The organism is Sphingomonas sp. (assembly GCF_019635515.1).
Classification (GTDB): domain Bacteria; phylum Pseudomonadota; class Alphaproteobacteria; order Sphingomonadales; family Sphingomonadaceae; genus Sphingomonas.
On the sequence record NZ_JAHBZI010000001.1, the window covers coordinates 1,668,954 to 1,690,638 of the forward strand.

Consider the following 21,685-nt stretch of genomic DNA (forward strand, 5'->3'; position numbering starts at 1 on the left):
TCAGATCGTGTGGGGTTGCTTGTCCACCATCCAGGTCTGGCCCTTCGCGACCAGCTTCTGGAGATCAGGAACCTTGCCTTCGGCCGCGGCCTTGTTCTGGGCGACTACCGCGCTTTCAAAGGTCGGGGCGGGATCGTCGTAGAGCACGCCCAGCGCCATCGGGAACGGTCCGAACGGCATCTCGACAAGCATGTGCGCGAGAGCGCGGTTCCTGACGTTGTGGATCATCACGCCCGACGTGTCGCCATCGACGATATCGACGACCTTGAGCGTCAGCGTGCCGGTATCGAGTGCCAGCCCCTTGGTGCCGCCGGCGAACAGCAACGGCTGCCCGTCCTCGCACCACATCTGATTGGCCTGCGCGTTGGGCTTGGCGGTGAAGGGCTCGAACACCTCGTCATTATAGACGATGCAGTTCTGGAAGATCTCGACGAACGCCGCACCCCGGTGCGCGTGCGCGGCCTTGAGCACCATTGGCAAATTCTTGTGGACGTCGATCCCGCGCGCAACGAACCGCGCGCCGCTGCCGAGCGCGAAGGCGCAGGGTTTGGCGGGGTGATCGACAGAACCGAACGGCGTGGAGGGAGAACGCGTCCCCTCGCGGCTGGTCGGCGAATATTGCCCCTTGGTGAGGCCGTAGATCTCGTTGTTGAACAGCAGCACCTGACAGTTCAGGTTCCGCCGCAACAAATGCATGGTGTGGTTGCCGCCGATCGACAGCGCGTCGCCGTCGCCGGTGATGATCCACACGTCGAGATCGGGATTGGCGAGCTTGACCCCCGTCGCCACCGCCGGCGCGCGGCCGTGGATGGTATGGAAGCCATAGGTTTCCATATAATAGGGGAAGCGCGACGAGCAGCCGATGCCGCTGACGAACACGGTGTTTTCGGGCGTCGCGCCAATCTCGGGCATGGTGCGCTGAACCGCCTTCAGGATCGCATAGTCGCCGCAGCCGGGGCACCAGCGGACTTCCTGATCGGTTTCCCAGTCCTTGGGGGTGCTGGGGCGGATGGTGGTGATCTCGTTCATGGATTCACAGCCTCCGGGCTGGGCAACTGGCTGTTATCGGGGCCGAGTTCTTCGGGCTTGTCGTTCGACAGATGGCGCGTGATCGCAGATTCGATCTCGGCAATGGTGAAGGGCTGCCCGCTCACCTTGTTAAGCGGCACCGCGTTGACCAGGAACTGGTCGCGCAACACGGTCTTCAGCTGCCCGGTGTTCATTTCGGGCACGAGGATATGCTCGTAACTCCTGAGCAAATCGCCCAGATTCTTCGGCAGCGGCCAGATATGGCGGATATGGATGTGGCTGACATCGACACCCTTCGCCCGGGCGCGGCGAACGGCGCTGGTGATCGGGCCATAGGTCGAGCCCCAGCCGACGACGACGAGCTTGCCGCCCGCCTGCCCCGCTTCGACGACCTGATCGGGCACGTCGATGCCGAGCACCTTGTCGCGGCGGATATCGGTCATCGCCTGGTGGTTCTTGGGCGAATAATCGAGATTGCCGGTATCGACCGCCTTCTCGATCCCGCCGATGCGGTGGAGCAGACCCGGCGTACCCGGCTTGACCCAGGGGCGCTTGAGCTTCTCGTTGCGGGCGTAGGGCAAGAATTTCTCGCCCTCTGGCGGGAGTTCGGTGTGATGCGTCACCGGAAACGGCGTGTAGCTGCTCATGTCGGGCACCCTCCACGGCTCGGCGGCATTCTGCAGATAGCCGTCGGTCAGCAGCATCACCGGCGTCATGTACTGGGTGGCGATCCGCACCGCTTCGATGGCGCAATCGAAGCAATCGGCCGCCGAACGCGTCGCGATCACCGGCACCGGCGCGTCGCCGTTGCGGCCATAGACCGCCTGATAGAGATCCGATTGTTCGGTCTTGGTGGGAAGGCCGGTCGAAGGGCCGCCGCGCTGGGCGTTGACGATCACCAGCGGCAGCTCGGTCATGATCGCGAGCCCGATCGCCTCACCTTTTAGCGCGATGCCCGGGCCCGAGGAGCAGGTGACGCCGAGCGAGCCGGCATAGGATGCACCCAGCGCCGACGCGACCGCGGCGATCTCGTCCTCGGCCTGGAAGGTGGTGACGCCGAACTCCTTGAGGCGCGACAGCGCGTGGAGGATCGCCGAGGCCGGCGTGATCGGATAGCCGCCATAGACCATCGGCAGCGACGCCAGTTGCGCGCCCGCGACGAGACCCAGTGCGATCGAGTCGGCGCCGGTAACGGTGCGGTACAGGCCCGGCTCGGCGGGCGCGGCGGCGACGCTGCGCTGCGAAATGCCCATCGCGCCCAGCTCGGCGGTCTCGCCATAGGCATGGCCGGCGTTCAAAGCGGCGATATTGGCTTCGGCGAGATTGGGCGCCTTGGCGAACTTGGTCTTGAGCCATTCGATCAGCGGCGCGCGGTCGCGATCGAACATCCATAGCGCCAGCCCTAGCGTCCACATGTTCTTGCAGCGCAGCGCTTCCTTGTTGCCGAGCCCGAACGGCTTCACCGCCTCGACCGTCAGCGCCGAGATATCGAGCTTGAGCAACTGCCACTTGCCAAGCGAATCGTCTTCGAGCGGGTTCGACGCGTATTTGGCCTTGTCGAGGTTGCGCTGTCCGAACTCGCCCATATCGGCGATGATCAGGCCGCCAGGCTTCAATGCCTCGACATTGGTCTTGAGCGCGGCCGGATTCATCGCGACGAGCACATCGGGCTGGTCGCCTGCTGTCTCGATCGAGGTCGAGCCGAAATTGATCTGGAAGGCCGAGACGCCGAACAACGTGCCCTGCGGTGCGCGGATCTCGGCGGGGAAATCGGGGAAGGTGGCGAGATCGTTGCCGGCGAGCGCGGTCGAGAGCGTGAACTGGCCGCCGGTGAGCTGCATGCCGTCACCCGAGTCGCCCGCGAAACGAACAACGATAGCCTCGGAAGGCGGATGGGCCGACGCCTCTTCGGGCGTAAGCTGATGCGCGGCGGTAGCCATGGCCGGTTGGTATCCTGCGTTTTCTATATCGTTGCCTGCGCTCTACGCCCCACATGCGCCAACCCCAAAGTAGAAAAATGCGAGCCAGTTGCAACGCTTGCTTTGGCGCAGGCGGGACAGCGGCTAAGGGGCGTGCCATGACCGACATCGCCACCCTCCCCTATCGCCCCTGTGCCGGCGTGATGCTGATCAATGCCGAGAACCAGGTGTTCGTCGGCCAGCGGCTCGATTCGGTGATGGAGGCGTGGCAGATGCCGCAAGGCGGGATCGATCCGGGCGAAGAAGCGCTCGAGGCCGCCTATCGTGAGTTGTGGGAGGAAACCGGGGTTAGGCGCGAGCTGGTCGAGCTGGTCGCGGCAGCACCCGATGAGCTGCTTTATGATCTGCCCGAGGAGCTTGTCCTCAGGCTGTGGAAGGGTAAATGGCGCGGACAGCGGCAGCGCTGGTTCCTGTTCCGCTTTCTCGGCACGGACGGCGACGTGAACATCGAAACCGCCGAGCCCGAATTCCGCGCCTGGCGCTGGTCCGATCCGCAGGATCTCCCTGCGATGATCGTGCCGTTCAAGCGGGATCTCTACGAACGATTGCTAACCGTCTTTGCCGATCATCTCGGCTGAACCGCCCTTTTCGCGCCCCATTTGCCTGAGTATGAGGCTCGCCATGCGCGCCCCGCTCCTCGCCCTGCCGCTGCTTCTGGCTCCCCAGGCTCTCTGGGCGAACGCCGAGGATCCCGACACGGTCCCGCCGCCGATCCGGGCGATGCTCGATGCCGCGATGCAATCGGGCAATGAGGGCGATGTCGCGACCATCGTCAAATACGCCCGCGCCGCCTCGCCCGAAAGTGCCGAGACGGTGACGAAGATCGCCTCCAAGTGGAGCGAGGACCGCCACGAGACCGCGCAGCGCAAGCTCCGCGAGGCTGATTTCTTCGATCTGGTGAAGGCCCGTGCCGAACTGGGCGGTTATGTCTCGTCGGGCAATACCGAGAATGTCGGGCTCACCGCTTCGATCGAGATCAAGCGGGAGGGGATAGATTGGCGGCACAAACTACGCTTTGCCGCCGATTATCAGGAGAGCCTGGGGCAGGTGACGCGCGAACGCTATCTCGCCGCCTATGAGCCGAACTGGAAGCTGGGCGAGCGGCTCTATCTCTATGGGTCCGGATTGTTCGAGAGCGACCGCTTCTCGGGTTTCACCCAGCGTTTCTCGGTCTCGGCCGGCGCCGGCTATAGCGCGATCAAACGCCCGGGGATGAAGCTCGATCTGGAACTGGGGCCGGCCTATCGCTCGACCCGTTTGATCACCGATACGACCGAGAGCAACCTCGCGGCGCGCGGCAGCCTCGATTTCGACTGGAAGCTCACTCGCGGGATCACCGTGCGGCAGAACGCCTCGGCTTATCTGCAGGACGCCAACTCCACCGTGTCGAGCAAATCGGCATTGCTGGCGCGGTTGATCGGGCCGCTCTCGGCCCAGCTCAGCTATGCGCTGCAATATGAGAGCATGCCGCCGGCGGGCCGCAAGACCACCGATACCACCAGCCGCGCCGCACTGGTTCTGGATTTCTAGGCGTCCGCGGTTTCTGACAAGTTATAGGGCTGAGCACCGCGTGGGGGTGGGAACGCCCCGATTTCCGCGCTACGCCGCGCCCATGAACGAGCTTTCGCCAATCGAGCGCGCCGCGGTCGCCTTTGCCCAGGCCTCGCCGATGCTGGCGCGGACCGAGGCATGGGCGGCGATCAATAGCGGCACCCGCAACCTTCCCGGCCTTGCCACGATCGCCGATCTGCTTGCCGATGCGTTCTCGGTGCTGCCCGGCCACTTGGCGCTGATCGAACCCGATCCGGTCGAAACCGTGCTGGCGGACGGCCAGACCAGGGCGATCGAGCATGGCCGGCATCTCCATCTCGCGGTTCGCCCCGATGCGCCGGTGCAGCTGCTTTTCACCGGGCACATGGACACGGTCTTTCCCGCCGATCATCCGTTCCAGAGCGGTCGCTGGCTCGACAATGGCCACCTCAACGCTCCCGGCGCGGCGGACATGAAGGGTGGTCTCGCGCTGTTGCTCGCGGCGCTGGAGGCGGTTGAGGCCAGCCCCGTGGCCGCGCACCTCGGCTATGAAGTGCTGATCAACTCGGACGAAGAAACCGGCTCGCTCTCCTCCGCCGCGCTGATCGAGGGAGCGGCACGCGGCAAGCTCGCGGCGCTGACGTATGAGCCCGCTTTGCCCGATGGCACGCTGGCGGGCGCACGCGGCGGAACCGGCAATTTCTCGCTCGTCGTCCACGGCAAATCCGCCCATGCCGGCCGCAACCCCGAAGAAGGCCGCAACGCCCTCGTCGCGGCGGCGGACCTGGCGCTCAGGCTGGCGGCGGTGCGCGAACCGATGCTGGCGGTCAACCCGGCGCGGATCGATGGCGGCGGGCCCAACAATGTCGTTCCCGATCTCGCGATTCTGCGCGTCAATTTCCGTCCGCGCGACGCCGATGCCATCGCCCGCGCCCAGGCCGCGCTCGATGCCGCGGCGCAGGAGGTGGCCACCAGCCATGACGTCCATATCCACGTCCATGGCAGCTTCAATCGCCCGCCCAAGCCCCTAGACGCCGGCGCCGAGAAGCTGTTCGGGCTGGTCAAGCGGGCCGGCGCCGATCTCGGCATCCCCGTCTCGTGGAAGGCCACCGGCGGCGTCTGCGACGGCAACAACATCGCCGCGTGCGGCGTGCCCGTGGTCGACACGATGGGTGTGCGTGGTGGCCTTATCCATTCCCCGGAGGAATATCTGATCCCCGAGAGCCTGCCAGAGCGCGCCGCGCTCTCCACCGTCACCATCCTGCGCCTCGCCGAGAAGGGCCTGTCATGAGCTTCGTGATCCGCGCCGCCCGCGATGGCGATCTTCAGGCCCTGTATGAGATGGCGAAGCTAACCGGCGGGGGTTTCACCAATCTCCAGCCGGAAAAGTCCGTGCTTCGCCGCAAGCTCGCGCAAAGCGCCGAGTCGTTCGCGCGGGAAGACGATACACCCACTGACGAACTGTTCCTGCTGGTCCTCGAAAACACCGAAACCGGCGATGTTCGCGGCACCTGCCAGATCTTCACCGCCGTCGGCCAGCACTGGCCCTTCTACAGCTATCGCATCGGTATCGATTCGAAGCACAGCCAGGAGCTCAACCGCACCTTCCAGTCGGAATTGCTCAACCTCACCAACGATCTGGTCGGCTGCTCCGAAGTCGGCGGACTGTTTCTCCATCCCGGCGAGCGCGCCGGGGGCCTCGGCATGCTGCTCGCGCGCAGCCGCTATCTGTTCATCAGGCAGCACCGCGCACGCTTCGCCGATCGCGTGCTGGCCGAATTGCGCGGTGTGATCGACGAGGCCGGCGGCTCTCCTTTCTGGGATGGCGTCGCCGGGCGCTTCTTCGGAATGAGCTTCCAGGAGGCCGACAGCTTCAACGCCGTCCATGGCACCCAATTCATCGCCGATATGATGCCCAAGCATCCGATCTACACCGCGATGCTTCAGGAAAGCGCGCGCTCGGTGATCGGCATGCCTCACCCATCGGGCCGCGCCGCGATGCGGATGCTCGAGAATGAGGGCTTCGCGTTCGAGAACTACATCGACATCTTCGATGGCGGCCCGACGATGACCGCCCGCACCGACCAAGTGAAGGCGATCCGCGACTCCGTGGCGTCGAAGATCGTCGCGATCGAGGGGCATGGCGAGCCGGTGCTGGCCTCCGCCGGGCGGCTGGGCGATTTCCGTGCGGCCTATGGCCGGGTCGCGGCGAAGGATGGCGGGGTGGCGGTCGATGCGGATTGCGCCAAGCTGCTCGGCGTCGGTGAAGGCGATGAGCTGCTCCACGTCGCGCGGCTCTAGCTAGCCTTTCCCCGGCGAAGGCCGGGGCCCAGTGGGAGAGGTCATCGTAACGCAGCGCGGCGCCAGCCAATTACTCTTTCCCAACTGGGCCCCGGCCTTCGCCGGTGAAAGCTGAAGAAGCTACGGCGTAGCCGCCTTCATCAGCGCCAGCCCGCCGACGATCATCACCGCGGCAAGGATGCGCAGCGCCCCCGCCGCCTCGCCGAGCACGGTCACGCCGACGATGAACGCCCCGACCGCGCCGATTCCGGTCCAGATCATATAGGCGGTGCCGAGCGGCAGCGTCTTCATCGACACCGAAAGCAGTCCGAAGCTCGCGAACATCGCCACGAAGGTCATCGCGGTCGGCCATAGCCGAGTGAAGCCGTGCGACTGCTTCATGAAATAGGCCCAGACGATTTCGAGCAGTCCGGCGACGAACAACATGATCCAGGCCATAGCTCGGCCCTCCTTTGCAAAAGGGCCGGGCCGTCCCGGACTTGATACCCATTTTCGGTTTGGGGGAGGACGTGGCCTCGGCTTTCAGCTAGCCAGTGGCATCCTCCTTTTCAAGCGGCACCATGCAGACCGAAATCAACTTCGACGGCATTATCGGCCCCAGCCATAACTATGCCGGCCTCAGCCACGGCAACCTTGCGGCGACCAGAAACCGCGGCCTCGTATCGCGGCCGCGCGCCGCCGCGCTGGAAGGCGTGGCCAAGATGCGCGCCAATATCGCGCTGGGACTGATCCAGGGCGTCCTGCTGCCCCATGCCCGTCCCGATCGTCATTGGCTGGCAAGCCTCGGCACCAATTATGCCGATGCGGCACCCCATCTGCAGGCACAGGCGCTGTCCGCATCGCCGATGTGGGCTGCCAACGCCGCGACGGTCTCCCCGGCGCCCGATACCGAAGACGGCCGCTGCCACCTCACCGTCGCCAACCTCGTCACCATGCCGCATCGCAGTCACGAATGGCCCGAAACGCTGGCGCAATTGCGGCTGGCCTTCGCCAATCCCGCCTTCGCGGTCCACGGCCCGGTCCCCGCCCCGTTCGGCGACGAAGGCGCGGCCAATCATATGCGGCTGGCCGCGTCGCACGATGCGCCGGGCGTAGAGGTCTTCGTCTATGGCGAGGCGGGCGGCCCCTTCCCCGCTCGCCAGCACCGCGAGGCCAGTGCCGCGATCGCCCGCGTGCACGGCGTGAAGCAGGCGCTGTTCGTCCGCCAGTCCGACGAGGCCATCGCCGCCGGCGCCTTCCACAACGATGTCGTCGCCGTCGCCAATGGCCGGGTGCTGTTCGCGCACGAACAGGCCTTCGCGGACAAGGAAAACTTCTTCACCGATCTCCGCGCGGCACTGCCCGGGGTCGAGATCGTCGAAGTGCCCGCCGCTCAGGTCAGCCTCGAAGACGCGATCCGCTCCTATCTGTTCAATGCGCAATTGGTCACCCTGCCCTCCGGTGAGATGGCGCTCATCCTTCCGGCTGAAGCCCGCGATACGCCAAGCGTGTGGAACTGGCTTCAGGCGCATGTCGCCGGCAATGGTCCGATCCGGCGGCTGGCGGTGGTCGATGTCCGCCAGTCGATGGCCAATGGCGGCGGTCCGGCGTGCCTGCGGCTGCGCGTGGTCGCCGATGCCGTCACCATCGATCCACGCTTCCTCGTCGACGATACCAGGCTCGACGCGATCGCGGCGGTCATCGAAACCTATTGGCCCGAAACGATCGCGCAGGAGCAGATCGGCGATCCCGCGCTCATCGCGCGGATCGAAACCGCCCGCGAAAAGCTCCTCGAAATGCTCAGAATCGTCGAATTAATTGACAGGTAACCACATCGCTTAACCCGAAATCACGCAAATCCGCGATTGGCCCGGCACTTGCGTAACCTTTCGGCATGTTCGCACGCATCGGCCGCCTTTTTCAGATCAAGACCAAGTTCGAGGCCTATCTGATCATCTATGGCCTGGCGACCGGCGCAACGGAGCGCGGCGTCCATTATATGAAGCTCTATCCCGGCACGATGGGCTGGGTGTTCTTCGCGCTGTGCCCGATCGCCGTGTTCATGGCGGGCGGCAAGATACTGGATACATTCGATGTCGTCGATTGATCGGCGATTGTGCGGCGCCACGGGGGGCGCTAACCGGGTCGGGGCCGGCCCGTTGGGCGGGGGAGTTTGAATTTGCGCCTGTTTCCCGGAATTTTCACCACTCTCGCCGCGCAGGCGCTGCTCGTCTCGGTAGTCCCGGGCGGGGCGCTGGTGCTGTTCCTGCATCAGACCAGCGCGTTTCAGGTCGAAGCGCGCGACCGCGACCGGCTGGAGGGCTTCGCGCTGGCCGCGGCGCAGGCCGCGCGCGCGGGGCAGCCGCTCGACCGGCTGGTCAACGAACTCGATCCCACCCGGCTCGGCGGCCGTGTCTCGCTCGTCAATGCCCAGGGCCAGCTGATCGCCGGCCCTGGCAGCGCTCCGGTCATGGAGCGTCCGGTGCAGGTCGATGGCCAGACCATCGCCACCGCCCGGCTGGTCAAGCGCGCCGAGCTGACCGAGGCGGACAGACACTATCTCGCCATCCAATATGGCGGGATCGGCGTGATCGTGCTGGGGCTGTTCACCGCGATGCTGCTCGCCGCCTATGTCTTTGCCCGCCGCTGGACCAAGCCGCAGCTCGAGCTCTACCGGCTGAGCCGCGAAGTCGTGCATGGCGATCACGAGATCGATTTCGAGGAGGACGGCCCGCCCGAGACCGTGGCGACGATGCGCAATCTTCATCGCATCGCCAGCCAGTTCAACCGGCTGGAGACCGCGCGCCGCACCTGGCTGGTGTCGATCTCCGACGAATTGAAGCGCCCTGCCGAGAATATGGGCGAGCATTTCATCGAGCTGTGCAAGGTCGAGCCAGCGATACGGCCCGAATTGCTGGCGGGGATCGAGGAAGACACCCACCGGCTGATCCATATGGCCGAGGACCTCAGCGCCATCGCGCTGGCCGATCTCGGCCGCCTGCCGGTCAATTTCGCCCAGGTCGATCCGCGTGCGTTGATCCACAATGCGATCTGGACGCACAAGAAGCGCGCCGAGGGCCAGAAGGTCCGCCTCGAGACCAGCACGCTTCCCGAATACACCATCCTGGTGAAGTGGGACGGCGCCCGCATCGAGCAGTTGTTCGGCGCGTTGATCGACAATTCGCTGCGCTACACGCCGCAGAATGGCCGCATCGTCCTCGGCCTCGAAAGCTCGCGCGACGCATGGCGGCTGATCATTGACGACAATGCGCCGGGGATCGACGTGATGCTCGCCCAGCGGCTGTTCGAGCCCTTTTATCGCAGCTCGGATCGGCCCGAGGATTCGGCCGCGGAATCGGGCCTCGGCCTCGCCACCGCCCGCGCGATCGTCGAGGCGCATCACGGCCGTATCGAAGCCAGCCGCTCGCCGATCGGCGGTCTGCGGGTGACGGTGATCCTGCCTGCCACGCCGCCGACGGCCTGAGGTCATCCCAGCTAAAGCTGGGGTCTCAAGCCGCATAATACCCCAGCTTCCGTCGGGATGACGGCTATAGCTACCGGTATCATCATGACCGCGCTAAGTTCGGTTCAAACAAGAGTCGAAGTAGGCGGGATGCGGTCTGCCGCTGAAGCGTTGATCGGAACTCGGCTATCGGCCTTGGGAGGCCCTATGACCAAAGTGACGCTTACCCTGTCTGCATGTTACCTGGCCTTTGTCGGCCTCGCGCTGACGTTCTTTCCGCTACAGTTCGGAAGAGGCGCGGTGCCGGCGGATGCTGCACCCGAGTTGCTTGCGCTGCTGCGGCTTCTCGGCGGGCCGTTCCTTGGTATTGCCGCGCTAAACTGGCTGTCGCGAAATGCCGGGGCCTCCATGCTCCGCGTCGTCATGATCGCGAACATCGTCGGCTTCGGCGCCGTCGCCGCGAATGACATTTGGGGTGTCGTCAGCGGTGAAGCCCGGGACATCGCCAAGCTATTTCTGATTATCCATTTACTGTTCACATCGGCCTTCGTGACGGCGGCGGCTCGCGGAAGCAAACTCTGAAATCTCGGCTGATGATGCTCCCACCCGGTTCATCGGCGTCAGGTTGGACGCCGGAGAGCGAGGAATTGGCCTAGCCAGGTGCTAATTGGCCGAAGAGCGGCTTTATCGGCGGTCCAGCATTCTCGTCACAGCCTCGCGGACAAGAGCGGGGACGTTTTCGTCATCGTCCAGATAAGCGCCTTCCAACAATCCGTCTGAAAGCGCGACGAGAAGGGAGGCGGTGACACGCGGAGCTGGATCGCCATCCTCCGCGAGGAGGCTTTCGAGGCTGTTGTGATACCACATGCGGCGCGCTTTGATCGCCTGCCGCACAGCGCTGGCTGGGTCGGGATATTCGGCCGCAGCGTTGAGAAACGGACATCCCCGCCACCCTCCAGCGGTCACAGCCTCGCTGATACGCCCCATGATAGCGGACACCATTTTCCGGGGCGGTTGCTTCGGAAGCGCGGCCACTGCCGAGCGGCCGAGCCGGTCGATTTCTTCCAGATAGGCGACAACAAGGTCGTTCTTGGAGGGGAAATGCTTATAGAAAGTCGCCTTGGCGACGCCGGCTTCGGCGATGATGCGGTCGATGCCGACGGCATGGATGCCCAGTTCGTAAAAGAGCCGTGTCGCGGTGTCGAGCAAACGGCGACGCGCAAACCCCGCTTCACCCTGGCCCGTCGATTTTCTCTCATTCATCGCTTGACTCTAGCAGACAGGTCTGTCTAGTCAACTGATATACAGACCGTTCTGTACAACTACTTCAGGCGCGCCATCGATGAGCGCCCCTTCGTACGAGGAGGTAAAAAGTGACCAGTGATAGCCAAGGCACCCGCGAAATCGTGGAACGCTTCCATAATGCATTCGAGAAGCATCGCCCCAACGACCTCGATGCTCTTATCGGTGAGGGCTGCGTTCTCGAAAATACGACGCCGGCCCCGGATGGGGCGCGCTACGAAGGGCGTGAAGCTTGTCTCGCCTTCTGGAAGGCAGTGGCGTCGTCCGCGAACCTTGTCTTCCAGGCTGAGGAGATCTCGGCGATGGGTGAACGCGGCATCATCCGCTGGCAACTCCGCTGGAGCGAGCGCGAAGAGGATCGCGTTCGGGGCATCAATATCATGCGGGTCCGCGACGGAAAGATCGTCGAAGGACTGGGCTATGTGAAGGGCGGCTGACCCGCCGTTCGCGAACCGGCGACCCTTTGGGTTCGCTACCCGGACCATGCACAGCAGCGTGCTGCCGGAACAGGCACCAGCCAGAAGGAGCAGACCGATGATTATCATAGCCGGCTACACGCGCACCGATGCTGAGAAGCGAGGCGGCGCCGTAGAAGCCTTCAGGGACATGGTCGAACGCGCGAGGGCGTATGACGGCTGCCTCGATTTTTCCATAAGCGCGGACGCGGTCGATCCGGAACGCGTCAATCTCTTCGAATGCTGGCGCGATCAGGCAACGCTGGATGCGTGGCGCAAGGTTGCAAAGGGGCCGCGCGGGAGACAACCCAAGCAGGTCGCCGTAAGTCTTTATCGCACCGAGAAGGCCGAAAAGCCCTTCTGAGGACAAACGCCGCAGGCTCGCCCGATCACGCGGCTGGCCGCAGTCACTTCAACTTCAAGACAATAAAGCCCCGCCAAATCGCTGACTTGGCGGGGCTTTATATGGCGCGCCCGGAACGATTCGAACGTCCGACCCTCAGATTCGTAGTCTGATGCTCTATCCAGCTGAGCTACGGGCGCGCATTGGAGCGGCGTCATTAGAAGCGGAAATCGCATAGCGCAACCCCGTTGCGCCACCTTTTGCATGGGCATAGACGGTCAGGCATGCGCAGCCTTGTCCTGATCGCCGCCGTCGCCCTTGCGGGCTGCACCCAGAGCGCCACGCGCTACCCCTCGTTGCTGCCCCGCGCCGCCGAATCGCAGAGCCTCGACGAGCCGGTGCGGCCGGTGCCCGTCGCCACGCCCGACGCGGCGCTCGACAAGAAGATCGCCGAGCTGACCGCGCAGCTGGACGGGGTCGCGACCGCCTTCAACGCCGGCGCGCAGGATGCCGAGGCCAAGATCGCCGTCGCGCGGGGGCTTCCGGAAGGTTCGGAGCGCTGGCTCGACGCCCAGGCGGCGCTTTCGACGCTCGACACGCTGCGCGCGCCGGTGCTGACCGTGCTTTCCGATCTCGAAGAACTCGCGATCGAGCGCGGTACCGCGGGACTGCCGCCCTACCCCGCGCTCGATGCGGCCGTGGCACGCGCCGAAGCGCTGTCGACCACGCAGCAGGACCGTTCGGGCGCGCTCGAAGCGGCGCTGGCCGGCGCCTAGTCGTTCTGCAGCGACGGGTGCAGGACGCGCATGACCGGCAGCACCGAAGCGTAATCGTCGGTCCAGGGCGTGAAGCCGGGATAGGGTTTCATCTTCCGCCAGCCGCCACCGCGCCGGATCAGCCGATCCAGCGTCGCCCGGTCGCGGCTCAGCGCGATCCATTCCGAGGCGCTCCCCGCGTCCATATCCTGTTGCTCCACCGCCGTCTTGCCGTCCCGAGTCGACTGGGCGACGAATTCCTGATCGGGCACGTATGACAATTGCGCGCTGTGCCATCCGCCGTCTCGCGCCGCCGCGGCGACGATCGGCGCCAGCGCCATGAAGCGGTTGGAGATATGGACCAGCAGCAGTCCATTGGCGCTGAGCGCGCGGCCATAGGTCGCGAGCGCTTCGCGCGTCAGCAGATGCATCGGCACCGCGTCGGACGAGAAGGCGTCGAGCGCGAGCAGATCAAGGCCACCGGCTGGTGCCTGTGCCAGCCGCAACCGGGCGTCGCCGATGATGATCGGCACGTCGGGCAGGCATTGCGGCACGAAGGTGAATTTGCCCGAATCGCGGGCGATCGAGACCATCGCCGGGTCGATCTCATAGAAGCGCCAGCTCTGGCCCGGCTGGGCGTAGCAGGCGAGCGTGCCGCTGCCGAGACCGACCACGCCGATGCGGGCGTTGGGACCGTACAGCTCGGGCGCGGCGAGGATCGCCTGTCCAACACCTGATCCCGCGACATAATAGGTGGTCGGCTGCCGCGAGCGGTCGCCCTTGAGCTGGATACCGTGGACCGTGGTGCCGTGCGCCAGCGTGCGCTCGTCGCGATAGTCGCTGACGGTATAGACGCCGAAATAGCTGCGGGTGCGGGCATCGGCGAGCGACATCTGGATCGAACGATAGCCGCCGAACAGGAACAGCGCGCCGGCAAGCGCGACCATGTACGCCGCGCGCCGGCCGGTCGCGATCAGACCGACAACCGCCACGGCCATGAACGCCAATTGCTCGTGCATCTCGCCGAGCATGTCGCCGGGATTGGTGATGCCGATCCACACGATCAGCACGACCACCAAGGCCGAGGCGAGGAACTTGATCCGCGTTTCCTGCGCGGTGCCGGCCCATAGCCGCCCGATCGCGGGGAGCAGGAACGCTTGCGGCACCAGCGCGCCGGCGGCGAGGATCAGCAGCGGATATTCATAGGTCCAGTCGAAGATGATCGGCGCGAGCAGGCCCGAGAACACGCCGCCCAGCGCCCCGCCCACCGACATCGCCAGATAGAAGCCGGTCAGCCGGTCCGGCGCCGGACGCAGCTGATACATCCGGGCGTGGCAGGCGACCGATACCACGAACAGCAGCAGCAACCCGATCAGCGCGTTCAGATAGGCCAGCTTCTGATGCCCGGCGATCATCGTCGCGCCGAACAGCAGGATCGTCACCGGCGCGAATTTGGCGAGCAGATCGGGGATCGTGCGATCGTCCGAGAAGGCGACCGAGAAGCTGAGCAGATACAGCCCCAGCGGCAGCACCCACAGCATCGGCACCGCGACGATGTCGGTGGTGAGGAAGGTGGTGGTCGCCAGCATCAGGCCCGACGGGACGAAGGCGAGCATGATCCAGTGGAGCACGCGCCCGCGCGTCGGCGCCTCGCTCTCGTGCGGGACGTGCGGTGTACCCTTGGCATTCCGCGGCAGCATCGTCGCGCAACCGGCGATCAGCAGGAAGACGAGGACGTATCCCCCCGTCCACAGCCAGCTCTGCCCGTTGAGCGCGAGACCGGGTTCGACGAGCAACGGATAGGCGATCAGCCCGCCAAAGCTGCCGATATTGGACGCGGCGTACAGCGCGTAGGGATCGCGCCCGCCGGTCGCGACACTGTACCAGCGCTGGAGCAACGGCGCCTGTGCCGAGATCGCGAAGAACAGCGGGCCGATCGAGGCGCCGAGCAGCCATGGCACCCAGATCGCGGGCTCGGCATCGGCGGGCAGGTCCATGCGCATCATGCCGATCGGCAGCCACAGCGCCGCGACTGCCAGCACACCAAGATGGATCCATGCCTGCATCCGCGGCGGCACCCGCCCGAGCCAGTGCGCATAGGCGTATCCGCCCAGCAGCAGCGCCTGATAGACCAGCATCGCCGAATTCCACACGGCGGGCGCGCCGCCCAGCTTGGGCAGCGCCATCCGCGCGACCATCGGCTGGACGAGGAAGAGCAGGAACGATCCGGTCAGGATCGCGATGACGAACAGCCAGTGAAGCCGGTTCCGCGGAGCGGCTTCGAGTTCGTCGGTCATGCGCAAATTCTCCCCCGCCGGTCAGGCTTAAGCGGCGCTGGCTTGCCCGGCGATTAACGTCAAGGGCGCGCGATGCGATAGGTGATGTGCTGGCGCAGCCGGTCGATCGCCTTGGGGTGATCGAAATCGTCCTGGGGAGCGCGCACCATGCCGAGCCGCTCCATCAATCCCCAGCTGCGGACATTGCCGGGCGTGGTGATCGCGGCGACGGAGTCGATGCCATTCTTCCATGCCCAGTCGAGGCTCGCCTGCGCCGCCTCCCGGGCATAGCCCCTTCCCCAATGCTCGTGCGCGAGCCGCCAGCCGATCTCGACCTCACCTTCGATCGGCGTTTCCTCGGCTCCCGGCTTGAGCCCGCAAAAGCCGAGGAACGCGCCATCCTCGCGGCGCTCGATCGCCCAGAAGGTATAGCCATTGGCATCGAGCACGCGCTGCATCCGCTCGATCATCGCGTCGGTCTCGTCGCGCCATAGCAACGGCCCGAGCGTCGCCATCACGCGCTCGTCCTGCCCCATCGCGTGAAACGGCGCGCGGTCGCGCTCTTCCCAGCCGCGCAGGATCAGGCGCTCGGTCAGGATCATGGCCGGTCGATCGCCCATACGACCATCGCCCCGAACGGATCTCCTTCGGCATAATCGGGGTGGCGGAAATCCAGATCGGCGCGCCGTCGCATGCCCAGCCGCTCCATCAGGCCCCAACTGCGCCTATTGCCGATCACCGTCCATGCGGCGATGCGGGCGCGGCCCGTGTTCGCCCAGCCCCACGCCAGGCTGGCCTCGGCGGCCTCGCGGGCGATCCCCCGCCCCCAGAATCTCTCGCCGATCCGCCAGCCGATTTCGAGTTCTTCCGGCACCGGCGTATTCGGATGCCCGCCGATCCTGACGCCGCAGACCCCTGTCATCTCGCCGGTATCGCGCAATTCGACCAGCCACATGCAATGGCCGAAGCGCGCCTGCTGATCGATCATCTTGTCGATGATCGCATCGTGCTTCTCGCGCGTCACCGGCCCGCCGAAATGTTCCATCATCGCCGGGGTATTGGCGAGTTCGTGGAACGGGGCCTTGTCTTCCTCACGCCACGGCCGGAGGCGCAGCCGCTCGGTTTCAATCATCGGCGGTCTCGATCATGCGCCCAGCAGCTTGGCCGCCAGCGGCGCGTGATAGCTGAGCACGCCCGAGCAGCCCGCGCGCTTGAACGCCATCAGCGTCTCCAGCACCAGCGCCTCGCGCTCGCCCGCGCCGGCGGCTGCCGCGGCCTCGATCATCGCATATTCGCCGCTCACCTGATAGGCGAAGACCGGCACCTGGAACTCGCTCTTCACGCGCAGGATGATGTCGAGATAGGGCAGCCCCGGCTTGACCATCACGCTGTCCGCCCCCTCGGCAAGATCGAGCGCGACTTCGCGTAGCGCTTCCTCGGCATTGGCCGGGTCCATCTGATAGGTCTTCTTGTCGCCCTTGAGCAGCCCGCGCGAGCCGACCGCGTCGCGGAACGGGCCGTAAAAGGCGGAAGCATATTTGGCGGCATAGGCCATGATCTGGACGTTGACGTGCCCGGCATCCTCGAGCGCCGCCCGGATCAGCCCGACGCGGCCGTCCATCATGTCGCTGGGCGCGACGATATCCGCACCGGCCTCGGCCTGGACCAGCGCCTGCCGCGTCAGCACTTCGGCGGTCGCGTCGTTCAACACATAGCCGCTCGCATCGACCAGCCCGTCGTGCCCGTGCGCGGTATAGGGATCGAGAGCGACGTCGGTGAGCACACCCAGATCGGGCACCGCATCCTTGATCGCCTTGATCGCCCGGCACATCAGATTGTCGGGATTGAGCGCCTCGCGCCCGTCATCGGTGCGGAGTTCGCGGGGCGTGTTCGGAAACAATGCCACGCACGGAATGCCGAGCGCCGCGGCTTCCCTGGCCCGCTCGGCAATGCCCTTCAAGCCCCAGCGCGACACGCCCGGAAGCGATGCGATCGGATCCTCGCCCTCTTCCGGGTTCACGAACAGCGGCCAGATCAGGTCGGCGGGGGTCAGCACGGTCTCGGCATGCATCCGCCGGCTCCAGGCCGAAGCGCGGGTGCGGCGGAGGCGGAGGGCGGGATATTGGCTCATGCGCGCTGCTCTGCGCGCTCGGCCATCCGGTTGCAAGCGCCCCGCCGGTTCGGTCAGGCCGCGGCTTCCTTGCGGCGGCGGCGCCGCATCGCCCAGAGCAGGCCACCAGCGGCCAGCGCGAACAGGCCCAGCGTCTCTTCGGGCACCGGCGTCGGGGTTTCTCCGCCGGGCGTCGTCGTCGGCGGAGCATAGGTGCCGGAATAGGTGCCAAGATGGAATTCACCATTCTGGGTCAGGCTGCCGAACACCGCCGAGCCCTGGATATAGTTTCCGGTTGTCGCGCTGGCGCCCGGCGCGAGCACCGATCCGCCCCAGGCGGTCGTCGCGTTGAGCGTCTTCGCATCGGGGAAATTCCAGATGACATGCTCGCCAAGCCCGTTGGTCCCGCCGAGAAAATTGTCGTTGAGCAGGATATCGGTGCCACTGACGTTGACGACCGCGGTGTCGGCGCCATTCAGGTTGAACTGGATCTCGCCGATCTTGTTGAGGTCCGCCGCGCTGATGTTGAACACGGCCACGCCGTTTGCCCCGGGCTGGGCATTGAAGGTGCCGCGGTTGCCGCTGATCGTCATCGCGCTGTTTGATTCGAGCTGGCCAAGGTTGCTCGACAGGCCGGTCAGGCTCGTCGTCAGCAGGCTGCGCTGCTGATCGAGCCGCACGCCGAACGCCGGATCGCTCGCGGTCAGGCCGGATGTGACGGTGTTTTGATTGACGTTGGTGTTGGCGATCGTGCCGCCGACGCGAACCGTCTGCGGCGCGCCGTTGAGGTTGAAGCCGCTATTGACGTTGCCGCCGATGACCGCGCCCGAGCCGTTGTTGAGATTCTTGGTATTGCCGTTGACGTCGCCGACCACGGTGAGGCCGGGGGTGCCGTAAGCCGAGTTGGCAACGGGCCGGATCTGATAGTTGGACGACGTGCCGGTGAGGTTGCCGCCGACAAAGGTACGCCCCTCCACCTCGGACGAGGATTGGAGATCGCCCAGCACGATCAGGTTCCATTCGCGCATCGCGTCGAGGCCGGCAATGGCCTGGGCGGAAGCGGGCGTCGCGACGAAAGCCGCGGCGAGCGCGCAGGTGGCAAACAGGAAGTTCTTGGGCATCGGACCTTCTCGGCGTTGGGGATCGCTCCCTAACTACCGGCGTTGCCGCCGCCCGAGAATCGAAACAGTTGGTTAACCGGTGCCTCAGATCGAGACGGCCCCTATCCCGCTTACCCGAGCCGGGCCAATGCCGCCGAAAGTCGCTCCGCCTCCGCCGCCTTCTCGGCGTGATCAGCCCTGGCTTTTTCCACCGCCTCGGGCTTGGCGCGCTCGACGAAGCTCGGGTTGCTCAGGCGACCGGCGAGCCCGTCGCGCTCCTTCTCCGCCGCGGCGATCGCCTTGGTCAGACGGCCGCGCTCGGCTTCGAGGTCGACCACATCGCCGAGCGGTACGACAAAGGTCGCTTCATCGACAACGATCTGGAGCGAACCGCCCTCGCCCGCATCGCCCTCGGCCTGGTCGACGCGGGCGAGGCGCGCCAGCGCTGCTTGCTGTTGCCCCAGTCGCGTGCGTGTCACTTCCGATGCGTCGCGGACATGGATCGGCAATCGCGCGCCCGGCGGCACGTTCAACTCGGTCCGCGCCGCGCGGATTTCGCTCACCAGCCGGATCAGCCAGTCGATTTCCTTCGCCGCTTCCGGATCGAGCGACCGCGCATCGGCCATCGGCCATTGCGCCACGATCAGCTCATGCTCGCGCGCACCCATCTTCGACCATAGCTCTTCGGTGATGAACGGCATGAACGGGTGGAGCATCACGAGAATCTGGTCGAGCACCCAGCCCGCCGCCGCGCGGGTCTCGTCGGCGCCCTCCGCGCCCTCGCCCTGCAGCACCGGCTTGATCAGTTCGAGATACCAGTCGCAGAAGCGGCTCCAGGTGAACTGGTAGATCGTGTTCGCCGCCTCGTCGAAGCGCAGATCGGCCAGCGCCAGATCGAGCGCCTGCACGCACGCCACCGTCTCGGCGATGATCCAGCGATTGACCGCGAGGCTCGCCGCGGGCGGCTCCAGCGTCGCCGACGCGCCGATCCCGTTCGACTGGCAGAAGCGCGCCGCGTTCCACAGCTTGGTCGCGAAATTGCGATAGCCCTCGATCCGCCGCTCATCCATCTTGATGTCGCGGCCCTGGCTCTCCATCGCCGCCATGAAGAAGCGCAGCGCATCGGCGCCATAGCTGTCGATCAGCCCCAGCGGATTGACGACATTGCCCTTGGACTTGGACATTTTCTGGCCATCGGCGGCGCGCACCAAACCGTGGAGATACAGGGTCTTGAACGGCACTTCCTTCAGGAAATGCAAACCCTGCATCATCATCCGCGCATCCCAGAAGAACAGGATGTCGAAGCCGGAAATGAGGATGTCGTTCGGGTAGCGGTTCTGCCACTCGCCCGCCTCCGGCCAGCCCATCGTCGCGAAGGGCCACAGCGCGGAGGAGAACCAGGTGTCGAGGACGTCGCTGTCCTGGGTAAGAACTGCAGCGACCTTGCCGCCCGTCTCCAACCCTCCAACCAAGGATTGCTCTGTCGCGACGAAATAGTCTGAACCATAATAATCGCGCGCAGCGGCAAGCGCTTCTGCTTCCGTCTCCGCGACGAACACAACCTGATCTGCTTGCTCGGCTCCACCGACGATACGCGAGCCAATGTCTTGGTAGCTTTGCTCGGCGTTTCTCTCGAAAAATTCCTTCGAGAAGCCAAACCACGCCGGAATCCGGTGCCCCCACCACAGCTGCCGCGAGACGCACCATGGCTGGATGTTCTCCATCCAGTTGAAATACGTCTTCTCCCACGATTTCGGCACGATCTTGGTCGCGCCCGAGCGCACCGCCTCGATCGCCGGCTTGGCCAGGGTCGCCGCATCGACATACCATTGGTCGGTCAGCCACGGCTCGATCACCACACCCGAACGGTCGCCATAGGGCGTCGCGATCACGCGCGGTTCGGCGTCATGCTCCACGCCGTCCTTGTCGATATGCGGGATCAGGAAACCCTCGGCCTTGAGCCGCTCGACCACCGCCTTGCGCGCCGCGAAGCGCTCCATGCCGATCAGCTCGGCCGGGATCAGCCCGTCGCTGGTCTGGGCGATATTCGCCTTGGCATCGAGCATGTTGAGCATCTCGCCGGCCTTGAACCCCGCGCGCTTGCCGACCTCAAAGTCGTTGAAGTCATGCCCCGGCGTGATCTTGACCGCACCCGAACCCAGCTCGGGATCGGCATGCTCGTCGGCGATGATCGGGATCAGCCGCCCGGTGATCGGCAGCCTGACCTGCTTGCCGACCAGTGCCGTGTAGCGCGCATCGTCCGGGTGCACGGCCACCGCCATATCGGCGAGCATCGTCTCGGGCCGCGTCGTCGCGACTTCGATATCGCCGCTGCCATCGGCCAGCGGATAGCGCAGCCGCCAGAAGCCGCCCTTCGTGTCGGTCGTCTCGACCTCGAGATCGGAAATCGCGGTGCCCAAACCCGGATCCCAGTTCACCAGCCTCTTGTCGCGATAGAGCAAGCCCTGATTGTAGAGCTCGACGAACACCTTGAGCACGGCCTTCGAAAAGCCCTCGTCCATGGTGAAGCGCTCGTTCGCCCAGTCCATCGAGCAGCCGAGCCGGCGAAGCTGCTGGGTGATCTCGCCCCCGCTCTCTTCCTTCCACTCCCACACCTTCGCCACGAATTCCTCGCGGCTGAAGTCGGTGCGCTTCTGCTGGAGCGCATTGAGCTGGCGCTCGACCACCATCTGCGTGGCGATGCCGGCGTGATCGGTGCCGACCACCCAGCGCGCATCCTTGCCCTTCAGCCGCGCGTGGCGGACGAGGATGTCTTGCAGCGTGTTATCGAGCGCATGGCCGATATGGAGGCTGCCAGTAACGTTGGGCGGCGGATTGACGAGCGTCCACGGATCGGCACCCGGTCGCTCGGGCGCGAACAGGCCCTTTTCTTCCCAATGCTGGTACCAGCGGGTTTCGATTTCGGCGGGGTCGAAGGTTTTGGGGAGCTCGGACATACGCGGCTCTTAGCCAGCGCAATTCCGCGCGTCACCCCCACCTGTTCTCCTGCGAAAGCAGGAGTCCAGGATTACAGGGCGCACCGCTCTGGGCTCTGGGCTCCTG

The 21,685-nt window shown here is 65.4% G+C and carries 21 protein-coding genes and 1 tRNA gene; 11 read left to right on the top strand and 11 right to left on the bottom strand.

Going from position 1 to position 21,685, the window contains the following annotated elements; genetic code table 11:
- Together KF730_RS08400 and KF730_RS08405 are read right to left on the bottom strand one after the other, a co-directional pair.
- Entirely contained in the window at window positions 1-1,029 is a 1,029-nt protein-coding gene (locus KF730_RS08400; RefSeq protein ID WP_294093818.1) for a 2-oxoacid:ferredoxin oxidoreductase subunit beta, read from the bottom strand.
- Window positions 1,026-2,969: a 2-oxoacid:acceptor oxidoreductase subunit alpha gene (locus KF730_RS08405; RefSeq protein WP_294093820.1), complete on the bottom strand. Its 1,944-nt coding sequence runs from the start codon at window positions 2,967-2,969 to the stop codon at window positions 1,026-1,028. The genes KF730_RS08400 and KF730_RS08405 overlap by 4 nt, the downstream gene beginning before the upstream one ends.
- A 137-nt stretch (window positions 2,970-3,106) precedes the next feature.
- Here KF730_RS08405 and KF730_RS08410 point away from each other — a divergent pair, with 137 nt between their 5' ends.
- From KF730_RS08410 to KF730_RS08425, 4 genes are all read left to right on the top strand, one after another.
- Window positions 3,107-3,586: an RNA pyrophosphohydrolase gene (locus tag KF730_RS08410; protein WP_294093821.1), complete on the top strand. Its 480-nt coding sequence runs from the start codon at window positions 3,107-3,109 to the stop codon at window positions 3,584-3,586.
- Window positions 3,587-3,629: 43 nt separating this feature from the next.
- Window positions 3,630-4,538 (top strand): DUF481 domain-containing protein, encoded by a 909-nt coding sequence (locus KF730_RS08415; protein ID WP_294093822.1) that lies wholly within the window; start codon window positions 3,630-3,632, stop codon window positions 4,536-4,538.
- A gap of 82 nt (window positions 4,539-4,620) precedes the next feature.
- Complete coding sequence (locus KF730_RS08420; protein ID WP_294093824.1) at window positions 4,621-5,829, top strand: hydrolase; 1,209 nt, start codon at window positions 4,621-4,623, stop codon at window positions 5,827-5,829.
- The gene (locus KF730_RS08425; RefSeq protein ID WP_294093825.1) at window positions 5,826-6,839 is read left to right on the top strand and encodes an arginine N-succinyltransferase; all 1,014 of its coding nucleotides are present in this window, start codon (window positions 5,826-5,828) and stop codon (window positions 6,837-6,839) included. Before KF730_RS08420 ends, KF730_RS08425 begins: the two co-directional genes overlap by 4 nt.
- Before the next feature lie 120 nt (window positions 6,840-6,959).
- Here KF730_RS08425 and KF730_RS08430 read toward each other — a convergent pair whose 3' ends face one another.
- Window positions 6,960-7,277 carry an SMR family transporter gene (locus KF730_RS08430; RefSeq protein ID WP_294093827.1) on the bottom strand — a complete coding sequence of 106 codons (318 nt, stop codon included), beginning with the start codon at window positions 7,275-7,277 and terminating at the stop codon, window positions 6,960-6,962.
- A gap of 122 nt (window positions 7,278-7,399) precedes the next feature.
- Here KF730_RS08430 and KF730_RS08435 point away from each other — a divergent pair, with 122 nt between their 5' ends.
- The 4 genes from KF730_RS08435 to KF730_RS08450 all read left to right on the top strand — a co-directional run bounded on the left by KF730_RS08435 (window position 7,400) and on the right by KF730_RS08450 (window position 10,863).
- A complete protein-coding gene (locus tag KF730_RS08435; protein WP_294093829.1) occupies window positions 7,400-8,647 on the top strand; it encodes an N-succinylarginine dihydrolase in 1,248 nt (415 codons plus the stop codon).
- A gap of 65 nt (window positions 8,648-8,712) precedes the next feature.
- Entirely contained in the window at window positions 8,713-8,925 is a 213-nt protein-coding gene (locus tag KF730_RS08440; RefSeq protein ID WP_294093832.1) for a hypothetical protein, read from the top strand.
- A gap of 72 nt (window positions 8,926-8,997) precedes the next feature.
- Entirely contained in the window at window positions 8,998-10,302 is a 1,305-nt protein-coding gene (locus KF730_RS08445; protein ID WP_294093834.1) for an ATP-binding protein, read from the top strand.
- A gap of 186 nt (window positions 10,303-10,488) precedes the next feature.
- Window positions 10,489-10,863 (top strand): hypothetical protein, encoded by a 375-nt coding sequence (locus tag KF730_RS08450; RefSeq protein WP_294093836.1) that lies wholly within the window; start codon window positions 10,489-10,491, stop codon window positions 10,861-10,863.
- Between the two features lie 102 nt (window positions 10,864-10,965).
- On the opposite strand, the gene KF730_RS08455 is transcribed toward KF730_RS08450, so the two are convergent.
- Complete coding sequence (locus KF730_RS08455) at window positions 10,966-11,544, bottom strand: TetR/AcrR family transcriptional regulator (protein WP_294093838.1); 579 nt, start codon at window positions 11,542-11,544, stop codon at window positions 10,966-10,968.
- Window positions 11,545-11,654: 110 nt separating this feature from the next.
- Between KF730_RS08455 and KF730_RS08460 the strand changes: the two genes are divergently transcribed.
- Entirely contained in the window at window positions 11,655-12,020 is a 366-nt protein-coding gene (locus tag KF730_RS08460; RefSeq protein ID WP_294093839.1) for a nuclear transport factor 2 family protein, read from the top strand.
- Window positions 12,021-12,117: 97 nt separating this feature from the next.
- Window positions 12,118-12,402, top strand: coding sequence for an antibiotic biosynthesis monooxygenase (locus KF730_RS08465; RefSeq protein ID WP_294093841.1), 285 nt, complete (start codon window positions 12,118-12,120; stop codon window positions 12,400-12,402).
- 102 nt (window positions 12,403-12,504) lie between these two features.
- Here the strand turns inward: KF730_RS08465 and KF730_RS08470 are convergent.
- A tRNA-Arg gene (locus KF730_RS08470) sits at window positions 12,505-12,581 on the bottom strand.
- 84 nt (window positions 12,582-12,665) lie between these two features.
- Here KF730_RS08470 and KF730_RS08475 point away from each other — a divergent pair.
- Entirely contained in the window at window positions 12,666-13,157 is a 492-nt protein-coding gene (locus KF730_RS08475; RefSeq protein ID WP_294093843.1) for a hypothetical protein, read from the top strand.
- Here KF730_RS08475 and KF730_RS08480 read toward each other — a convergent pair.
- From KF730_RS08480 to KF730_RS08505, 6 genes are all read right to left on the bottom strand, one after another.
- The gene (locus tag KF730_RS08480) at window positions 13,154-15,433 is read right to left on the bottom strand and encodes a fused MFS/spermidine synthase (RefSeq protein ID WP_294093845.1); all 2,280 of its coding nucleotides are present in this window, start codon (window positions 15,431-15,433) and stop codon (window positions 13,154-13,156) included. The two genes, KF730_RS08475 and KF730_RS08480, sit on opposite strands and share 4 nt — an antisense overlap.
- A 59-nt stretch (window positions 15,434-15,492) precedes the next feature.
- Window positions 15,493-16,014, bottom strand: a complete 522-nt coding sequence (locus KF730_RS08485; protein WP_294093847.1) for a GNAT family N-acetyltransferase — start codon at window positions 16,012-16,014, stop codon at window positions 15,493-15,495.
- Window positions 16,011-16,544: a GNAT family N-acetyltransferase gene (locus tag KF730_RS08490; RefSeq protein WP_294093850.1), complete on the bottom strand. Its 534-nt coding sequence runs from the start codon at window positions 16,542-16,544 to the stop codon at window positions 16,011-16,013. The genes KF730_RS08485 and KF730_RS08490 overlap by 4 nt, the downstream gene beginning before the upstream one ends.
- A 12-nt stretch (window positions 16,545-16,556) precedes the next feature.
- Window positions 16,557-17,543: a porphobilinogen synthase gene (gene hemB / locus KF730_RS08495; RefSeq protein WP_294093852.1), complete on the bottom strand. Its 987-nt coding sequence runs from the start codon at window positions 17,541-17,543 to the stop codon at window positions 16,557-16,559.
- Window positions 17,544-17,596: 53 nt separating this feature from the next.
- On the bottom strand, window positions 17,597-18,643 hold the full coding sequence (locus KF730_RS08500) for a choice-of-anchor A family protein (protein WP_294093853.1): 1,047 nt from the start codon (window positions 18,641-18,643) through the stop codon (window positions 17,597-17,599).
- A 110-nt stretch (window positions 18,644-18,753) separates the two neighbouring features.
- Window positions 18,754-21,579: a valine--tRNA ligase gene (locus KF730_RS08505; protein ID WP_294093855.1), complete on the bottom strand. Its 2,826-nt coding sequence runs from the start codon at window positions 21,577-21,579 to the stop codon at window positions 18,754-18,756.
- Window positions 21,580-21,685 lie beyond the last annotated feature (106 nt).